At 72.2% G+C, this 14,782-nt stretch carries 17 protein-coding genes; 12 read left to right on the forward strand and 5 right to left on the reverse strand.

What is annotated here, in order from left to right; translation table 11 throughout:
- Window positions 1-3 precede the first annotated feature (3 nt).
- The 5 genes from ABZ693_RS06780 (at window position 4) to ABZ693_RS06800 (ending at window position 6,397) form a co-directional block, all read left to right on the forward strand.
- Window positions 4-756, forward strand: coding sequence for a maleylpyruvate isomerase family mycothiol-dependent enzyme (locus ABZ693_RS06780; protein WP_359874133.1), 753 nt, complete (start codon window positions 4-6; stop codon window positions 754-756).
- 428 nt (window positions 757-1,184) lie between these two features.
- A complete protein-coding gene (locus ABZ693_RS06785; protein WP_359874135.1) occupies window positions 1,185-4,916 on the forward strand; it encodes a non-ribosomal peptide synthetase family protein in 3,732 nt (1,243 codons plus the stop codon).
- A gap of 159 nt (window positions 4,917-5,075) precedes the next feature.
- Complete coding sequence (locus tag ABZ693_RS06790; RefSeq protein WP_359874137.1) at window positions 5,076-5,363, forward strand: hypothetical protein; 288 nt, start codon at window positions 5,076-5,078, stop codon at window positions 5,361-5,363.
- 42 nt (window positions 5,364-5,405) lie between these two features.
- The gene (locus tag ABZ693_RS06795) at window positions 5,406-5,762 is read left to right on the forward strand and encodes a DUF2087 domain-containing protein (protein ID WP_359874139.1); all 357 of its coding nucleotides are present in this window, start codon (window positions 5,406-5,408) and stop codon (window positions 5,760-5,762) included.
- Window positions 5,759-6,397: a LysE family transporter gene (locus ABZ693_RS06800; RefSeq protein ID WP_359874141.1), complete on the forward strand. Its 639-nt coding sequence runs from the start codon at window positions 5,759-5,761 to the stop codon at window positions 6,395-6,397. The genes ABZ693_RS06795 and ABZ693_RS06800 overlap by 4 nt, the downstream gene beginning before the upstream one ends.
- A 7-nt stretch (window positions 6,398-6,404) precedes the next feature.
- On the opposite strand, the gene ABZ693_RS06805 is transcribed toward ABZ693_RS06800, so the two are convergent.
- Window positions 6,405-6,545: a hypothetical protein gene (locus ABZ693_RS06805; protein WP_359874143.1), complete on the reverse strand. Its 141-nt coding sequence runs from the start codon at window positions 6,543-6,545 to the stop codon at window positions 6,405-6,407.
- Window positions 6,546-6,665: 120 nt separating this feature from the next.
- Here ABZ693_RS06805 and ABZ693_RS06810 point away from each other — a divergent pair, with 120 nt between their 5' ends.
- Together ABZ693_RS06810 and ABZ693_RS06815 are read left to right on the forward strand one after the other, a co-directional pair.
- On the forward strand, window positions 6,666-7,238 hold the full coding sequence (locus ABZ693_RS06810) for a dihydrofolate reductase family protein (RefSeq protein ID WP_359874145.1): 573 nt from the start codon (window positions 6,666-6,668) through the stop codon (window positions 7,236-7,238).
- Window positions 7,239-7,311: 73 nt separating this feature from the next.
- The gene (locus tag ABZ693_RS06815) at window positions 7,312-7,632 is read left to right on the forward strand and encodes a hypothetical protein (RefSeq protein ID WP_359874147.1); all 321 of its coding nucleotides are present in this window, start codon (window positions 7,312-7,314) and stop codon (window positions 7,630-7,632) included.
- 37 nt (window positions 7,633-7,669) lie between these two features.
- On the opposite strand, the gene ABZ693_RS06820 is transcribed toward ABZ693_RS06815, so the two are convergent.
- Window positions 7,670-9,067, reverse strand: coding sequence for an FAD-binding oxidoreductase (locus ABZ693_RS06820; protein ID WP_359874149.1), 1,398 nt, complete (start codon window positions 9,065-9,067; stop codon window positions 7,670-7,672).
- Window positions 9,068-9,231: 164 nt separating this feature from the next.
- Here ABZ693_RS06820 and ABZ693_RS06825 point away from each other — a divergent pair, with 164 nt between their 5' ends.
- Together ABZ693_RS06825 and ABZ693_RS06830 are read left to right on the forward strand one after the other, a co-directional pair.
- Window positions 9,232-9,867, forward strand: coding sequence for a hypothetical protein (locus tag ABZ693_RS06825; protein ID WP_359874151.1), 636 nt, complete (start codon window positions 9,232-9,234; stop codon window positions 9,865-9,867).
- Between the two features lie 168 nt (window positions 9,868-10,035).
- Window positions 10,036-10,833, forward strand: a complete 798-nt coding sequence (locus ABZ693_RS06830) for a nucleotidyltransferase domain-containing protein (protein ID WP_359874153.1) — start codon at window positions 10,036-10,038, stop codon at window positions 10,831-10,833.
- Window positions 10,834-10,976: 143 nt separating this feature from the next.
- On the opposite strand, the gene tpx is transcribed toward ABZ693_RS06830, so the two are convergent.
- Complete coding sequence (gene tpx / locus ABZ693_RS06835) at window positions 10,977-11,477, reverse strand: thiol peroxidase (RefSeq protein ID WP_359874154.1); 501 nt, start codon at window positions 11,475-11,477, stop codon at window positions 10,977-10,979.
- Between the two features lie 153 nt (window positions 11,478-11,630).
- Between tpx and ABZ693_RS06840 the strand changes: the two genes are divergently transcribed.
- A complete protein-coding gene (locus ABZ693_RS06840; RefSeq protein ID WP_359874157.1) occupies window positions 11,631-12,221 on the forward strand; it encodes a GNAT family N-acetyltransferase in 591 nt (196 codons plus the stop codon).
- Between the two features lie 26 nt (window positions 12,222-12,247).
- Complete coding sequence (locus tag ABZ693_RS06845; protein WP_359874159.1) at window positions 12,248-12,511, forward strand: hypothetical protein; 264 nt, start codon at window positions 12,248-12,250, stop codon at window positions 12,509-12,511.
- Window positions 12,512-12,551: 40 nt separating this feature from the next.
- Here ABZ693_RS06845 and ABZ693_RS06850 read toward each other — a convergent pair whose 3' ends face one another.
- The gene (locus tag ABZ693_RS06850; protein WP_359874161.1) at window positions 12,552-12,782 is read right to left on the reverse strand and encodes a hypothetical protein; all 231 of its coding nucleotides are present in this window, start codon (window positions 12,780-12,782) and stop codon (window positions 12,552-12,554) included.
- A gap of 117 nt (window positions 12,783-12,899) precedes the next feature.
- Complete coding sequence (locus ABZ693_RS06855) at window positions 12,900-13,925, reverse strand: hypothetical protein (RefSeq protein WP_359874163.1); 1,026 nt, start codon at window positions 13,923-13,925, stop codon at window positions 12,900-12,902.
- A gap of 147 nt (window positions 13,926-14,072) precedes the next feature.
- On the opposite strand from ABZ693_RS06855, the gene ABZ693_RS06860 reads away from it, so the two are divergent.
- On the forward strand, window positions 14,073-14,747 hold the full coding sequence (locus ABZ693_RS06860; RefSeq protein ID WP_359874165.1) for a TetR/AcrR family transcriptional regulator: 675 nt from the start codon (window positions 14,073-14,075) through the stop codon (window positions 14,745-14,747).
- The last annotated feature ends 35 nt before the right edge of the window (window positions 14,748-14,782 follow it).

Raw genomic sequence — 14,782 nt, forward strand, 5'->3', positions numbered from 1 at the left:
GCCATGCCCAGCGACTGTATCGACGGCGCCGCCGACCACCACGTCCTGGTGGACCCGGTCGTCACCGGAGTGTCCGATGACGACGAGGGCGGCGCGCGTGACCGCGACCGTGACCCGTGGCTCCCGGACCGTCTGCTGAAGACGGAACGCGACCTGCTGATGCCGCTGCTGCGCCGTACGCCCGAGGGGGCGTACGCCAACCGCACCGCCTGCCCCGGCTGGACCGCCCGGCAGGTGCTCGCCCACTGCGCGGCGGCGCTCGTCCGGATCGTCGAGGACCGGCTGGAGGAGGGCGTGTTCCTGCCCGACGCCAACGCCTCCGACGTGGCCGAACGCGAGGACTGGCCGCTCGGCCGGATCCTCGACGAACTGGAACGCGGCATGACCGAGGCGGGCCCGGTCATCGCCGAACGCGAGGACGGCCGGCTCGACGCGGTCGCCCTCGGCGAGTGGGTGCACGCCGGGGACGTCCGGGAGGCGTTCGGCGCCCCCGGCGCGTACTGCGGCGACGCGCTCGACCTCGCTCTGCCGCTGCTCTCGGTGACGAGCCGCAAGCGGGAGACCCCGCGGCTGGTCGGCGTGCTCGCCGGCCGGCCGGGCGAGGTGGCCCTCGGCAACTCCATCGAGGGCCGCGCCCCGGCCCGCTTCAACGGGGACGCCGCCACGCTGATCCGGATCTACTCGGGCCGGCCGCTGGTGCGCACCCGCTACGAGCTGACCGGCGCGACGGAGCAGGAACTCCTCATCTACCGCTGACCGGCGGGCATCGCCGGTACGTGGTGCGCGGTGCGCGGCGGGCCTGATCGCCGTGCGCCGCGGGCGAGTCGCGTACGGCGGGCGCTGTGCGCCGTGTGCGGTGCGGCGAGTCTCGCCTGCCGCGGGTGGTACGGCGGCTCCGTTCGCCGTGTACGGCGAGTGCCGCTCGCCATGGGTTGTCCGGCGAGTGCTGCTTCCGCTCGCCGTGAGTCGTACGGCGCGTTCTGTGCGCCGTACGCCGAGTGCCGGGCGCGCGTCGCCGCGTGCCCGGCCGTGTACCGAACGACGACCGCCGAGCCGCCGGTCGTCGGGCAGCCAGCGCCGACCGGCCTGTCGCCGGTCGCCGACACATCGGCGAGCCCCGGTCCAGGGTCTGTACGGGGGCCGGGCCGGGGCTCGTGTTCTTTCCCACGAGAGGAACCCCTTCCATGCCCAGCACGCTTGACCAGCTGCTGCGCGCCCAAGCGGCGTCGCGGCCCGACGAGACCGCGGTCGTCTTCGGCGACGACCATCTGAGCTTCCGCGAACTCCACGAGGGAGCCGCGGTCCTCGCCACGTACCTCCGCACTCTCGACGTCGCCGCCGACCAGCGCGTCGGGGTCTACGTCGAGCCGTCGCTCGAACTGGTGATCGGGGCGTGGGGAGTGGTGCTCTCCGGCGGGGCGTACGTCCCGCTCTCCCCGGAGTACCCCGAGGAGCGGCTCCGCTACATGATCGAGGACGGCGGCGCCCGGATCGTCTTCACCCAGGAGGCCTTCCGCGACCGCGTCACCGAACTCGCCCCTCCCGGCACCACCGTCGTCACCCTCAAGGACGCCGTCCAGCACGCCTGGCGCACGGCCGGCGACGAAGCGCCGCTGGACGACGCGGAGTTGGCGCCCACCCAGCTCGCCTACGTCATCTACACGTCCGGCTCCACCGGCAAGCCCAAGGGCGTCATGATCGAGCACCGCTCGATCGTCTCGCAGATGCTCTGGATGGCCTCCGAGCACCGGCTCGGCCCCGGCGAGACCGTCGTCCAGAAGACCCCCATGAGCTTCGACGCCGCCCAGTGGGAGATCCTCGCCCCCGGTGTCGGTGCCCGCGTCGCCATGGGCCCGCCCGGGGTCTACCGCGACCCCGAGGGCCTGATCGAGACGGTCCGGCGGCACGACGTGACCATGCTCCAGGGCGTCCCGACCCTGCTCCAGGCCCTCGTCGACACCGAGCGTCTCGCCTCCTGCACCAGCCTGCGCCGGGTCTACTCGGGCGGCGAGATCCTCTCCCGCAACCTCGCCGCCGCGCTCCTCGGCGAGCTGCCGGATACCGAACTGGTCAACCTGTACGGCCCCACCGAGTGCACCATCAACGCCTCGTCCTACACCGTCACCCGCGACACCGTCGCCGACGCCCCCGCCGCGATCCCGATCGGCAGACCCGCGCGCGACACCACCTTCCACATACGCGACGGCGAACTGTGCATCGGTGGCATCCAGGTCGCGCGGGGGTACCTGGACCGGCCCGAGCTGACCGAAGACCGCTTCGTGACCAGCGACGACGGCGAACGCTGCTACCGCACCGGCGACCTCGCCACCCTCAACGACGACGGCACCGTGCAGTTCGCCGGCCGCGCCGACAACCAGATCAAGCTGCGCGGCTTCCGCGTCGAACTCGACGAGATCGCCCTCGCCATCGAGGACCACGACTGGGTCCGCAACGCCGCCGTCATCGTCAAGAACGAGCCCCGCACCGGCTTCCAGAACCTCGTGGCCTGTGTCGAGCTGTCCCCGAAGGAAGCCGCCCTGATGGACCAGGGCAATCACGGCGCGCACCACCAGTCCAAGGAGTCCAAGCTCCAGGTCAAGGCGCAGCTCTCCAACGCCGGCGCGCTCGCCGACGCCGCCCTCGCAGGCCGCCCCGTGGTCGGCCTGCCCGGACGGACCCCGAGCGCGCGCACCCGGCGGGCCGTCTTCGCCCGCAAGACCTACCGCTTCTACGACGGCGGCCCGGTCACCCGCGCCGACCTGCTGCGGGTGCTCGCCCGCCGCCCGGAGGGCCTCGGCTCGCGCGCGCTCGGCACCCTGACCGCGGCCGACCTGGGCGAGATCCTGCGCTGGTTCGGCCAGTTCCACAGCGAGGAACGGCTGCTGCCGAAGTACGGCTACGCCTCGCCCGGCGCGCTGTACGCGACCCGGCTGTACGTGGAGGTGCGCGGCATCGCGGGCCTGGCGCCCGGCACGTACTACTACCACCCCGTCCACCACCGGCTGTACCTGATGGAGGCCGGCGCGGAGGAGGGCGAGCCGCTGGTCCGGTTCGGCTTCGAGGGCTCGTGGGAGGCCATCGAGCCGGTGTACAAGAACAACATCCGTGAGGTCCTGGAGATCGAGACCGGCCACATGGTCGGACTCTTCGAGGAGATCCTGCCGCCGCTCGGCCTCGACATCCGCCCGGTGCGCGGCGGCGAGGGCCCCACCGGCCTCGGCTTCTTCGACCTCGTCCCGTACGACGAAGAGTCGCCGGCCGACACCGGGACCGACCTCTACGTCCAGATCCACCCGGAGCGGATCGCGGGCCTGGAGGCCGGCCAATATGCCTACCAGAGCGGCGAGTTGACGCCGGTCTCCGGCGGGCTTGTGGACAAGAAGCACGTCATCGCCATCAACCAGGCGGTGTACGAGCGGGCCTCCTTCGGCATCACCGCCGTCGCCCGCGCCGACGCGCCCGACGCCGGCTGGCGCGCGTACATCGATCTCGGCCGCGCTCTCCAGAGGCTCCAACTCGGTGAGCACGGACTCGGGTTCATGTCCTCCGGCTACAGCTCGATGTCCGGCCACCCGCTGCCCGCCGCCCGCCGCATGGACGAGCTGCTCGACGCCGCCGGGCTGCCCACCGGCCCCTCGTACTTCTTCGTCGGCGGCAGGATCAGCGACGAACAGCGGCTCAGCGAGGGCATGTACGAGGACACCGTGCACATGCGCGGCCCCGCCGAGATGATCCGCGACGACCTCGCCAGGCACCTGCCCGACTACATGATCCCCAACCGGGTCGTGGTCCTCGACCGGCTGCCGCACTCCGCGAACGGCAAGGTCGACGTGCGCGCGCTCGGCGACCTCGCCGTCGTCAACGCCGGTCTGCACGGCCGCCCGCACGTCCTGCCGCGCACCCGCACCGAGGAGCGGCTGGCCGAGATCTGGGCGGCGGCGCTGAAGTACGAGGAGGTCGAGGCGGTCTCCGTACTCGACGACTTCTTCGAGTCCGGCGGCAACTCGCTGATCGCGGTCGCCCTCATCACGAAGATCAACCGCGAGTTCACCGGCGCCGGCCTGCCGCTGCAGATCCTCTTCGAGTCCCCGACCATCGAGAAACTGGCCCACCGCGTCGACGGCGCCGCCGCGGCCCCCGCCTCGCGGCTCGTCCGGCTCTGCGCGGAGGGCGCCCGCTCGCCGATCTACTGCTGGCCCGGGCTCGGCGGCTACACCATGAACCTGCGCCACCTGGCGGCGGCGGCCTGCGTCGACCGGCCGTTCTACGGGGTGCAGGCGCACGGCATCAACCGGGGCGAGGCCCCGTACGACACCATCCGCGAGATGGCCGCCGCCGACGTGGCCGCCATCCGCCGCCGCCAGCCGTCCGGCCCGTACACCCTGTGGGGCTACTCCTTCGGCGCCCGCGTCGCCTTCGAGTCGGCGCACCTCCTGGAGGAGGCGGGGGAGCAGGTGGAGAACCTGTTCCTGATCGCGCCCGGATCGCCGAAGGTGCGGGCCGAATCGGCTTCGGGCGGGGCCTCGTACGACAACCCGGGCTTCACTCAGATCCTGTACTCGGTCTTCGCGGGCGAACTCGCCGACGTGCCGGCCCGGGACGCGGAGTCGTTCGCGAAGTACGTGACCGTGCAGTTCCCGGCCCTGGAACCGGACTTGGTGGCCCGGATCATCGCGATCGTGGAGAAGACCTTCGACTTCACGTACAGCTTCAAGGAGCTGACCGAGCGGACGGTGTCCTGCCCGGTGACCATCTTCAAGGCGCGCGGGGACGACTACTCCTTCCTGGAGGGCACACGCGGCTGGTCGACGCGGCCGCCGACGGTGGTGGAGCTGAACGCCGACCACTACAGCCTGCTGCGGTCACCGGACCTGGCGGAGCTGGTGAAGAAGATCCACTACCGGTTGGGGAGGTAGCGGGCGGTCGCCGGGGCAACCCGTTCGGCCGTGGTGTGGGTGCGGGGCGGGGGAGCGGCTGCTGTGCTGGTGGCCGGTACCCCGCCCCGTTCCGTACGCCCCGGATCCGATCCGATCCGTACGTCTCCGGTCCGTACGCCTCGCCACCAGGAGCGCACCATGCCCGTGATCGTCACCATCGAGATCCCCGGCGGCAGCGAGGAGCTCTACCGCCGCACCCACGACAAGATCACCGCCGCGCCGTGGTTCCCGACGCCCGGCTTCCTCGCCCACGCGGCGGGCCCGGACGGCACGGGCGGCTTCCGGGTGATCGACTTCTGGGACTCGGTGGAGGCGTTTCAAGCGTTCGAGCGGAAGGCGCGGCCGATCTACGAGGAGATGGGGATCGGCGGGGTCATTCCGAGGGTCGACGAGGCGGTGGAGGTGGTGGTCCCGCCGCGCGGGTAATCGCGTTGCGGGGCAGGCGGGTTCGCGTCCAGGGTGACCGTCATGACCACCGAACCCACCGAACCCACCGACTCCGCGGAGTCGACGGCGGCGACGGCGACGACGACCGGCTTCACGGCCGACCTCTTCGCGTCCGACGGCTGTCTGAAGGCCATCCCGCGCCGGCCGGCCCGCCGCACCGCGCTGCTCGACCATCTGGCCGCCACCCTCTTCGAGCCGGCCCGCGCCTACACGGAGCGCGAGGTCAACGAGGCCCTGAAGACCGTGCACGACGACTTCCCGGCGCTGCGCCGCCACCTCGTCACCGGCGGCCAGCTCACCCGTACGAAGGACGGCTCGGCCTACCACCGACAGCAGCGGACCGGCCCCCTGGCGGGAGCGACCCCCACCGCGCCGTGAGCGCGGCGGCCCTGGCCGGCCTGCTCGCCGGCTTCGGCATCGCGATCCCGGTCGGCGCGGTCGGCGCCCTGCTCGTCGCCCTCACGGCCCGCGCCGGCTGGCGTACGGGCGCGGGCGCGGCCCTCGGCGTCGCCACGGCGGACGGCGTCTACGCCCTCGTGGCGGTGGCGGGCGGTTCCGCCCTCGTCCCGCTCCTCACGCCGGTGACGGCCCCCATGCGGCGGGTGTCGGCGGCGGTCCTGGTGGCCCTCGCGGTCCGGGCGGCCTGGACGGCGGTACGCGCGTACCGCGGGGACCCCCGGATCGCCCCCGGTCCCGGTCCCGGTCCCGGCTCCGGCACGACGACCCCGCTCCGCGCGTACCTCACCTTCCTGGGGATCACGATCCTCAACCCCATGACGGTGATCTACTTCGCCGCCCTCGTCCTCGCCACGGGCCCCGACGCACCCGCCACCCCCGCCACCCGCACCGCCTTCGTCCTGGCGGCCTTCCTCGCCTCCGCGACCTGGCAACTCTTCCTGGCCATGGGCGGCACCCTCCTCGGCCGCACCCTGACGGGCCCGCGCGGCCGCATGGCCACGGCCCTGACGTCGAGCACGCTGATCGTGGTCCTGGCGGTGCGCCTGGTGACGTAGAGGGCGATCAGAGACGTTCCAGTTCCTCCAGGAACTCGAAGTCGAGGAAGTCCTCGGCGTTGTCCTGGAGCCACTGGAACGCCCGCGCGCGATCGTTCTCGATGTCGATGTCGATGTCGATGTCGATGGCGGCCAAGTTCTTGGGCACGGAGCCTCCTCGTCCGATGTCAGTGGTCGGACCGATGATTTTCCCACCCCGCGGCGGTCTATGGATCTGAAACCATCGCGCACGTCGACCGAGCAGCACACCACGGAACGAGGAACCGCCATGCGAACCCTGATCACTTCCGCCTTCGTCTCGCTCGACGGCGTCGTCGAGGCACCCGGCGGCGAGCCCGGCTACCGGAACTCCGGGTGGACCTTCAAAGACGTCGAGTTCCTTCCCGAGGCGTTCGCGATCAAGGGCGAGGAGCAGAAGGAGGCCACGGCGATGCTGCTCGGCCGAACCAGCTACGAGGCGTTCAGCCAGGTGTGGCCGGAGATGGCGGACTTCGCCGACTACAAGGAGATGCCGAAGTACGTCGTCTCCACCACCCTCACCGACGACGACCTCGTCACGAACTGGGGCGAGACCACGATCCTGCGCTCCCTCGACGAGGTCGCCGCGCTGAAGCGGACCGAGGGCGGCCCGATCATCGTCCACGGCAGCGCCACCCTGAACCAGGCCCTCTCCGACGCCGGCCTGATCGACCGCTACCACCTGCTCGTCTTCCCGCTGCTTCTCGGCGCGGGCAAGCGGCTCTTCAGCACCACGGACAAGGACACCCAGAAGCTGAAGCTGGTCGCCCACGAGGCGTACGCGAACGGCCTCCAGAAGCAGATCTTCGACGTCGTCCACTGAGCCGGGCCCGCGGGCGTAGTCTCGGCCTCGGGCGGAAGTCGGACCAGGGGAACGGATCAGGGGGATCTCAGCCGTGTCCAGCACGTCCAGCACATCCCGAGGGTCGTGGCCGGTGATCCTCGGCCTCGCGAACCTGCTTGGCGCCTACATCGCCTACGACGCGCTCCTGATCCCGCCGGCGGGCATCTGGGACGACCACAATCTGACCGGCATCTCGGTCGCGTCGCTGCTGCTGATTCTGCTGGGTCTCGGCACCGCGCTGATCACGCTGATTCCGGTGCGCCGGCGGAGACTCGGCTACGGGTGGCTGGTCCCGCCCGTGTTCTTCCTCGTGGCGGGCGTGGCGAGGCTCTGGTACATCAACGACGTTTATCCGGTGGGTCCCGGCGGCTGATTCCCGGCGGCTGAGCGTATGTGTGAAGCGGCGGGAATCAGCCCTCCGCGGGCCTGATGTTCTGGTTGTGGTGGAAGACGTTGTCCGGGTCGTACGTCGCCTTCACGGCGGCCAGCCGGTCGTAGTGGCCGCGGTAGGTGGCCCGGACGCGTTCGTCGCCCTCGTCCGCGCCGATGAAGTTGACGTACGCGCCGCCCATCGAGTGCGGGTGCAGCGCGTCCCAGTAGCCGACGGCCCAGTCGCGGATCACGCCCGCGTCGGCCGGCTCGGGGCTGATGCCGGCGATCACGCCGGACCAGGTCGCGTCCCGGTACGCCCAGGCGGTGTCCATGGGCCCGGGGCGGTGCGCCGCGCCGTCCACCGGATACAGGTGCATCGTGGACAGGTCGGTCGGCATGCTGTCCAGGAACGAGCCGTGCACGTCGATCGCGCCGTCCGTGATCCGGTCGAAGAAGTCGCCGCGCCAGTACCACTGGAGTCCCTTCGGGATCAGTCCGTCGAAGGTCGACTGGATCGCGGGATACGGGACGGGGGCGGCGAAGTGGAAGACGGGCGGCGCCGGTTCGGACACGTCCGCGAACGTATTCGTCAGGCTGTCCTCGTCCGCCACGCCCGTGTAGCACCAGACCACGCCGCACATCTTCTTCCCGTGGATCTCCTCCGGGAACGGCGGCCCGGGCGGGACGGCGAGCAGCGCGAAGAATCCGTACAACTCCTCGGGCGCGCCCGGCAGATACTCGCGGTACCAGCGCAGGACGGCGTCCAGGTTCGCCGGATCCCACAGCGTGACGGCGAGGCCGACCGTGTCCACCGGATGCAGGGCGTACGTGAAGGACGTCACCACTCCGTAGTTCCCGCCGCCGCCCCGCAACGCCCAGTAGAGCTCCGGGTGTTCGTCCGCCGAGGCGGTCACGACGGAGCCGTCGGCGAGGACGACGTCCGCGGCGAGGAGGTTGTCGATGGTGAGTCCGTACGCCCGGGTCAGGTAGCCGTGCCCGCCGCCCAGGGTCAGTCCGCCGACGCCGGTCGTCGACATGATCCCGGCGGGCGTCGCGAGCCCGAAGCCGTGCGACTCGTGGTCCAGGTCGCCGAGTTGGCTGCCGCCGCCGACCATCGCCGTCCGGGCCGCCGGATCCACCCGTACCCACCGCATCGCCGACAGGTCCACCATCAGCGCCCCGTCGACCAGACACAGCCCGCCGCCGCTGTGCCCTCCGCCGCGCACCGACAGGTCGAGGCCGCCGTCGCGGGCGAACCGTACCGCCGCCCGTACGTCCGTCGTGTCCGCGCACCGGGCGATCGCCGCCGGCCGGCGGTCGATCATGGCGTTGTAGATCTCCCGGGCGCCGTCGTAGGCGTCGTCGCCGGGTGCGATCACCTCGCCGCGCATCTGTTCGCGCAGCGTCTCGTAGGTCGTGCCGCTCGTACCGCCCATGACTCCTCCAGGGCACCCCTGTCGGACGGCCGCGCTACGTCTCCAGTCTCCCTCCGTCCCGTACGCTCCGCGAGCGCGTCGCACGAGGTGCCCCCGCCGCCGCTGCCCGAGGAGGCGCACGGACCGGGCGGCACCGGCAAATCGGCGCGGACCATGGTGCGTTGATGCAGCCTGCCCCGCCCGCGCCGATAGCGCCGAAGGACATCCGGCCCGGCCGCCACTGGTACGGCACGGCGGCCGCCGTCGCTCTCGTCCTGACCGTGCTGGGCGTGGTCCTCGGAATGAACGCGGTCTCCGGCGTGGCCGACGCGGTGGACGACGGCGATCAGTTCGCCAACGGCGAGACCGTCACCGTGCGGCTCGGACCGGACAGCGACAAGTCGGTCTGGATCAGTGATCCGGGCCCGGGGTTCCACTCGACCTGCGTCATCACCGGGCCGGGCGACCCGAAGGTCACCGCTCCGGGCATCGACGTCTTCCTCACCTACGGCCAGACCTGGAACCCGCGCTACGCCATCGAGGTCACGCGAACGGGTGACTACGCGCTTACCTGCCAGGCACCGGAACCGGCCCGGTACGCCGTCGGGGAATCCGGCGGCTTCCTCTCCCTCGCGGGCAGGCTGATGGTGGCCGTCCTGCTCACGGGCCTCGGACTCGTCGCCTGCGTCGTCATCGTCGTCGTGACCGCCCTCCGCCGCCGCGGCCACCGCGAGCGGCTGCTCGCCGAGCGTCACGCGGCTGCCGCCGCCGGTCAGCCCGCGCACCCCGCGCACCCCGCGCCGGCCTCCGGCGGACGGTGACCGTCCCCCGTACCCCGGCCGTATCCCGGCCGTATCCCGGTCGAACCCAGGTCGAACCTCGGTCGCAGGCGGGCGTCATCCGGCGGTTCCGGCCGGAAATCCGGGTTGTGGCGACCACCGGAGCGAGTGCTACGTTGATCCGCTTTGTTCCGATCGGAAGGAAAGCGAATGGACGTTCCCTCCTTGCACCGCCGGTTCCTCGACGACGTGCTTCCCCGGATCCGGGAGGACGCGCGCGTGGCCGGTGTGGCCGTCACCGGGTCGTTCGTGGGAGGCCGCCCCGACGTCTACTCGGACGTGGACCTGATCGTGGTCGTCGACGACGACGCGCACGACGCGGTCATGCGCGAGCGGCTCGCGCTGATCGGCTCCTGGACCTCCCTGGTGGTCGGCTTCACCGGGGAACACGTCGGCGAGCCGCGCCTGATCATCACCCTCGTGGGGCCGCCGCTGCTGCACGTCGACTTCAAGTTCGTCCGGGCCTCCGACTTCGCCGAGCGGATCGAGGACCCGGAGATCCTCTGGCAGCGGGACGACGTCCTGGCCGCCGCGCTCGCCGGGCACCCGCCGGCCCCCGCGGGACTCGACCTCCAGTGGATCGAGGACCGGTTCTGGGTCTGGGTGCACTACGGCGCCACGAAGCTCGGCCGCGGGGAGCTCTTCGAGGCCATCGGCTTCCTCGGCTTCGTGCGCGACGCCGTGCTCGGCCCGCTGGCCGCCCGCCAGGCCGGCGCGCCGCCCCGGGGCGTACGGCACCTGGAGAGCGTGGCGCCCGAGGAGGCGCGCGAGCTCCAGGCGACGCTGTGCGGCTACGACCGCGACGAGGCGGGACGGGCGATGCTCGCCGCCGTCGACCTCTACCGCCGGTGGTCGGGCGGCGGCGAGGGCGCGGCCGTCAAGCGGCACCACCACGCCGAGGAGCTGGCCGTGGCCTACCTCCAGGACGTGATCGACCAGGGCCGCTGACCCCGGCGCCGGCGCTGAGGGGGCGAGAGCCCCACGCACGCACGACGCACGCACGACGGCCCGCCCCGGAACAGGGGCGGGCCGACATGCGTGCGTGCGTCGTGCGGAGCCCGTCGTACGTGCCGTACACGGACCGGGCGCGACTACTTCAGCGCGGAGAGCGCGGCCTCGTAGTTCGGCTCCTCGGCGATCTCGTTGACGAGCTCCGCGTGCAGGACCTTGTCGTTCTCGTCGAGGACGACGACGGCGCGGGCGGTGAGGCCGGCCATCGGGCCGTCGGCGATCGCGACACCGTAGTCGGTGTGGAACTCGCGGCCGCGCAGGGTGGAGAGCGTCTTCACGTTGTCCAGACCCTCGGCGCCGCAGAAGCGGGCCTGGGCGAACGGCAGGTCGGCGGAGATGCACAGCACGACGGTGTCGGCCAGCTCGGCGGCCTCCGTGTTGAACTTGCGTACCGACGCGGCACACGTCGGGGTGTCCACGCTCGGGAAGATGTTGAGGACCTTGCGCTTGCCCGCGAAGTCCTTCAGCGACTTGTCCGCGAGACCCTCGCCGACCAGGGTGAACGCGGGCGCCTCGCTGCCCGGGGTGGGCAGGGTGCCGTCGACGGTTACGGGGTTGCCCTTGAGCGCGACCTGCGCCATGAGGTGTCTCCTTACGAATGAATGGTGTCATCGTCAACAGCTGTCGACCCCCCGATCGTATTCCGCGGCGGCGAAGCCCCGCCGACGGCGGCACGGCGGGCCGGGGGCGCCGAACCCCTGTTCCCGCCCGCACCGGCTCCGTACGCTCGCCGCATGAACGAGATCACCGCGCGCCTCACGGCCGCCGCCACCCCCTCGGCCCCGTCCCTCGTCCTGCGGCCCTGGTCCCCGGAGGACGCGCCCGCCCTGGTCGGCTGCGGCGAGGACGCCGAGCTGCGCCGTCGTACGACCTTCGCGGTGAACGACGAGGCCGACGCCGACCGTTGGATCCGCGACAGCGAGCGGGGCTGGCAGGAAGGCAACCGCTTCGCGTTCGCCGTCCTCGAAGTCGAAGAAGGCGGCGGGGCGGGGCAGTTGGCGGGCCAAGTGGTGCTCAAGGGCGTCACCCCGGGGTCGTCGACCGCCGAGGTCGGCTACTGGACGGCGGCCCGGGCACGTGGGCGCGGGGTCGCCCCGCGGGCCGTGGCGGCGGTGACGGAGTGGGCGTTCGCGACCTTCGGCGAGGGCGGGGTCCAAGGCGCGGTCGAGGGGGGCGGTCTGAAGACTCTCGAACTCCTCCACCAGGTCGACAACGTCAACTCCTGCCGGGTCGCCGAGAAGTCCGGCTTCGCCCTGCGCGCGATCCTCCCGGCGTCCCCGCCCGCCTACCCGAACGACGGCCACCTGCACGTCCTGGAGCGGTGAGGCCGGTGCGGCCGATGCGAGCGCGCGTGACCTTTCTGCCGATGTCCGAGGGCGGCCGCAGAACCCCGGCGATGAGCGGCATCCGGCCTCGGCTGAAGGTCGGAGACCGCTTCACCAGCTGCATCGTCCGGTCCAACATCGGGGACGACGTGTTCCTGCTGGGACAGGAGTACGAGGTCGAGCTGGAGCTGGTCTTCCGGCCGGGGAACCGGGACGCGCCGGCGCCCGGCGATCCGGTCGAGCTGTTCGAGGGCGGCAGACGGATCGCGACCGGCCGGCTGAAGGCCTGACCGGCCGCGTGGCCGGTCACGTGTTCGGTCGGGCCGTCGGTCACAGCGCGGCGCGGTACGCCTCCAGGCGCTCGGCCACGTCCTCCGGGTGGGCGAGCATGGGGCTGTGGTCGCCGGGCATCTCGTCCGGCTCGATGCCGAGGCGTTCGGCGACCACCGCGCGCAGGAACGGGGCCGGGAAGAAGCGGTCGCCGGAGGACAGCGGGAACCGGGTCGGCACGTCCGGCCACGCGTCGACCGCCGCGGCATGGATCAGTACGTACGTCGCCATGTCCCGATCCTCTCCCACCCCGGGCCTGCCGGAGGGGAACTTCCGCACCCGGGACAAGAGGCGGCGGACGTAGCGCCGCCGAGCGGGCCGGCGAGGGCGGCTCCGCCGGGAACCGGGCTATCGGCGGTAGCGCTCCGCCACCGCCGCGAAGGCCTCCTTGGGCTCCCACTCCATGTCGGGGTAGGTGCGGCCCCGGCGTCCTTCGAGGAGTTTGACGATGCCCAGGCCGGCCCGGTCCAGGTCGTCGCGGGGGTCGCCGTCCGGGCGGTGCGGATAGCCGGGCAGGGCGAAGAGGAACACGAAGGCGCTGTCCACACCCTCGGTCTCGAAGATTTCCAGCAGTTCGCCCAGATATGCGGCCTGGCCGGCCTCGTCGCGCTCGTAGACGCCGTCCAGCCGCACGGGGTCCTTGGTCTCCGGGTCGTGCTCGACCACTTCGAGGACGCGTCCGCCGCGGTCGCCCGCGCCGCGGTACGCCGCCGTGCCGAAGCCGGTGATGGCCAGCGGCTTCGGGCCCCGGGCCAGGGTGCGTACCGCCTCCCGGAACCGGTCGGCGACCTCGGCGGAGCGGATCAGCTCGTACGTGACGAAGTCGAAGGGCGTCCAGTCGACCTGCTCGAACTGGATGGCCGCGTAGGTGAGTTCGCCCTCGAAGCGCTCGCGGATCGAGGCCGCCGCCTCGCCGAGGAACGCGTTCACGCGGACGCCGAGCGCCCGCATCTCCTCGGCCCGCCGCTCGGGCCGGCCCATCAGCCGTTCGACCCGCTCCTCGGGGCTCTCGCCGGGCAGGAAGCCGGGGTTCATCACGCTCAGCTCGACCCCCGCGACGAACACGACCGCGGCTCCCCGCCGCCGGATCCGTTCGGCCCGCTCGGCGCAGTCGCGGAAGAGGGCGAGGATCCGCTCCGGTTCGAGTTCGAGCGGGTAGGGCGAGAACCAGATCTCCAGGCCGAGTCCGGCGGCGGCGACGGCGGCCGACTCCAGCCGGCCGGGGTCGCCGCCGATGATCTGGACCGCGTCGCAGTGCAGGTCGTCGCGGATGATCGCGAGTTCGCGCCGTACCACGGCGGGGTCGAAGTGCTCGCGGGAGTTCCGGCCGTGCGTGACGAAGCCGGTGTCGTAGGTCATTCCTCTGGCGCGCATGGTGCCGCCCCTTCTTCTCGTCTCGTCGATCGTCTCGGGTGGGTCGAGGCTGACACGAAAAGATGCGCGCACGCAAGATTTCTCGAACGAAAGATTGCTGGCGCGCAAGTTTGCGTGCGCGCAGTCCGCTGTGGAACGCTGACGCGCATGACGACACCACCGCCGGGACTGCGGGAGCGGAAGAAGCGGGCCACCCGCGAGGCGCTGCGCGAGGCGGCCCTGCGGCTGGCCGTGGAGCGCGGGCCGGACCGGGTGCGGGTGGAGGACATCGCCGAGGCGGCCGGGGTGTCGCCGCGTACGTACAACAACTACTTCGCCAGCCGCGAGCAGGCGATCGTCTCCGCCGTGACCGCCGACCGGGACGCGCGGATCGCGGCGGCGGTCGCCGCCCGGCCCGCGGACGTACGGCTGGCCGACGCCGTCACCGACGCGGTGGTCGAGCGGTTCACGCACGCCGGCGAGCACGAACAGCGCGCCCTGCTGCTGATCACCACCAACGCCGCGCTGCGCGACGCGTTCCTCGACGCCACCGCCGGCATCGAACCCCCGCTCGCGGCCGTCCTCGCCGAACGCCTCGCCGTACGCCTGGGTGAACGCCTGGGCGGTGACGCCGAAGCGCCCACGGCCCGGGTGCTCGCGGCGAGCGTGGCCGCGGCCGTCCGTATCGCGCTGGAGGGCTGGCTGCGGCCGGCCGGGGACACGGAGGCGGGCGAGGGTCCTACCGCCGGGGGACTGGTCGTCCCCGCCGGCTCGCCGGCCGACCGGCTCCGCGCGGCACTGGCCCCGCTCGCGCCCGCGTTCGACGCCGCCGAGCGCGGCTGAGCGCGGCTGAGCGCGACTGAACCGGGGCGTCGGCA

Source organism: Streptomyces laurentii, assembly GCF_040635425.1.
GTDB classification, from domain to species: domain Bacteria; phylum Actinomycetota; class Actinomycetes; order Streptomycetales; family Streptomycetaceae; genus Streptomyces; species Streptomyces laurentii.

Excerpts from the sequence above, each read along its gene's own strand:
- tpx (WP_359874154.1), bottom strand. The coding sequence starts at position 11,477 with ATGGCGCAGGTCGCGCTCAAGGGCAACCCCGTAACCGTCGACGGCACC.
- ABZ693_RS06840 (WP_359874157.1), top strand. The coding sequence starts at position 11,631 with ATGAACGAGATCACCGCGCGCCTCACGGCCGCCGCCACCCCCTCGGCC.
- ABZ693_RS06810 (WP_359874145.1), top strand. The coding sequence starts at position 6,666 with ATGCGAACCCTGATCACTTCCGCCTTCGTCTCGCTCGACGGCGTCGTC.
- ABZ693_RS06825 (WP_359874151.1), top strand. The coding sequence starts at position 9,232 with ATGCAGCCTGCCCCGCCCGCGCCGATAGCGCCGAAGGACATCCGGCCC.
- ABZ693_RS06860 (WP_359874165.1), top strand. The coding sequence starts at position 14,073 with ATGACGACACCACCGCCGGGACTGCGGGAGCGGAAGAAGCGGGCCACC.
- ABZ693_RS06820 (WP_359874149.1), bottom strand. The coding sequence starts at position 9,067 with ATGGGCGGTACGAGCGGCACGACCTACGAGACGCTGCGCGAACAGATG.
- ABZ693_RS06855 (WP_359874163.1), bottom strand. The coding sequence starts at position 13,925 with ATGCGCGCCAGAGGAATGACCTACGACACCGGCTTCGTCACGCACGGC.
- ABZ693_RS06785 (WP_359874135.1), top strand. The coding sequence starts at position 1,185 with ATGCCCAGCACGCTTGACCAGCTGCTGCGCGCCCAAGCGGCGTCGCGG.
- ABZ693_RS06790 (WP_359874137.1), top strand. The coding sequence starts at position 5,076 with ATGCCCGTGATCGTCACCATCGAGATCCCCGGCGGCAGCGAGGAGCTC.
- ABZ693_RS06850 (WP_359874161.1), bottom strand. The coding sequence starts at position 12,782 with ATGGCGACGTACGTACTGATCCATGCCGCGGCGGTCGACGCGTGGCCG.
- ABZ693_RS06830 (WP_359874153.1), top strand. The coding sequence starts at position 10,036 with ATGGACGTTCCCTCCTTGCACCGCCGGTTCCTCGACGACGTGCTTCCC.
- ABZ693_RS06795 (WP_359874139.1), top strand. The coding sequence starts at position 5,406 with ATGACCACCGAACCCACCGAACCCACCGACTCCGCGGAGTCGACGGCG.
- ABZ693_RS06780 (WP_359874133.1), top strand. The coding sequence starts at position 4 with ATGCCCAGCGACTGTATCGACGGCGCCGCCGACCACCACGTCCTGGTG.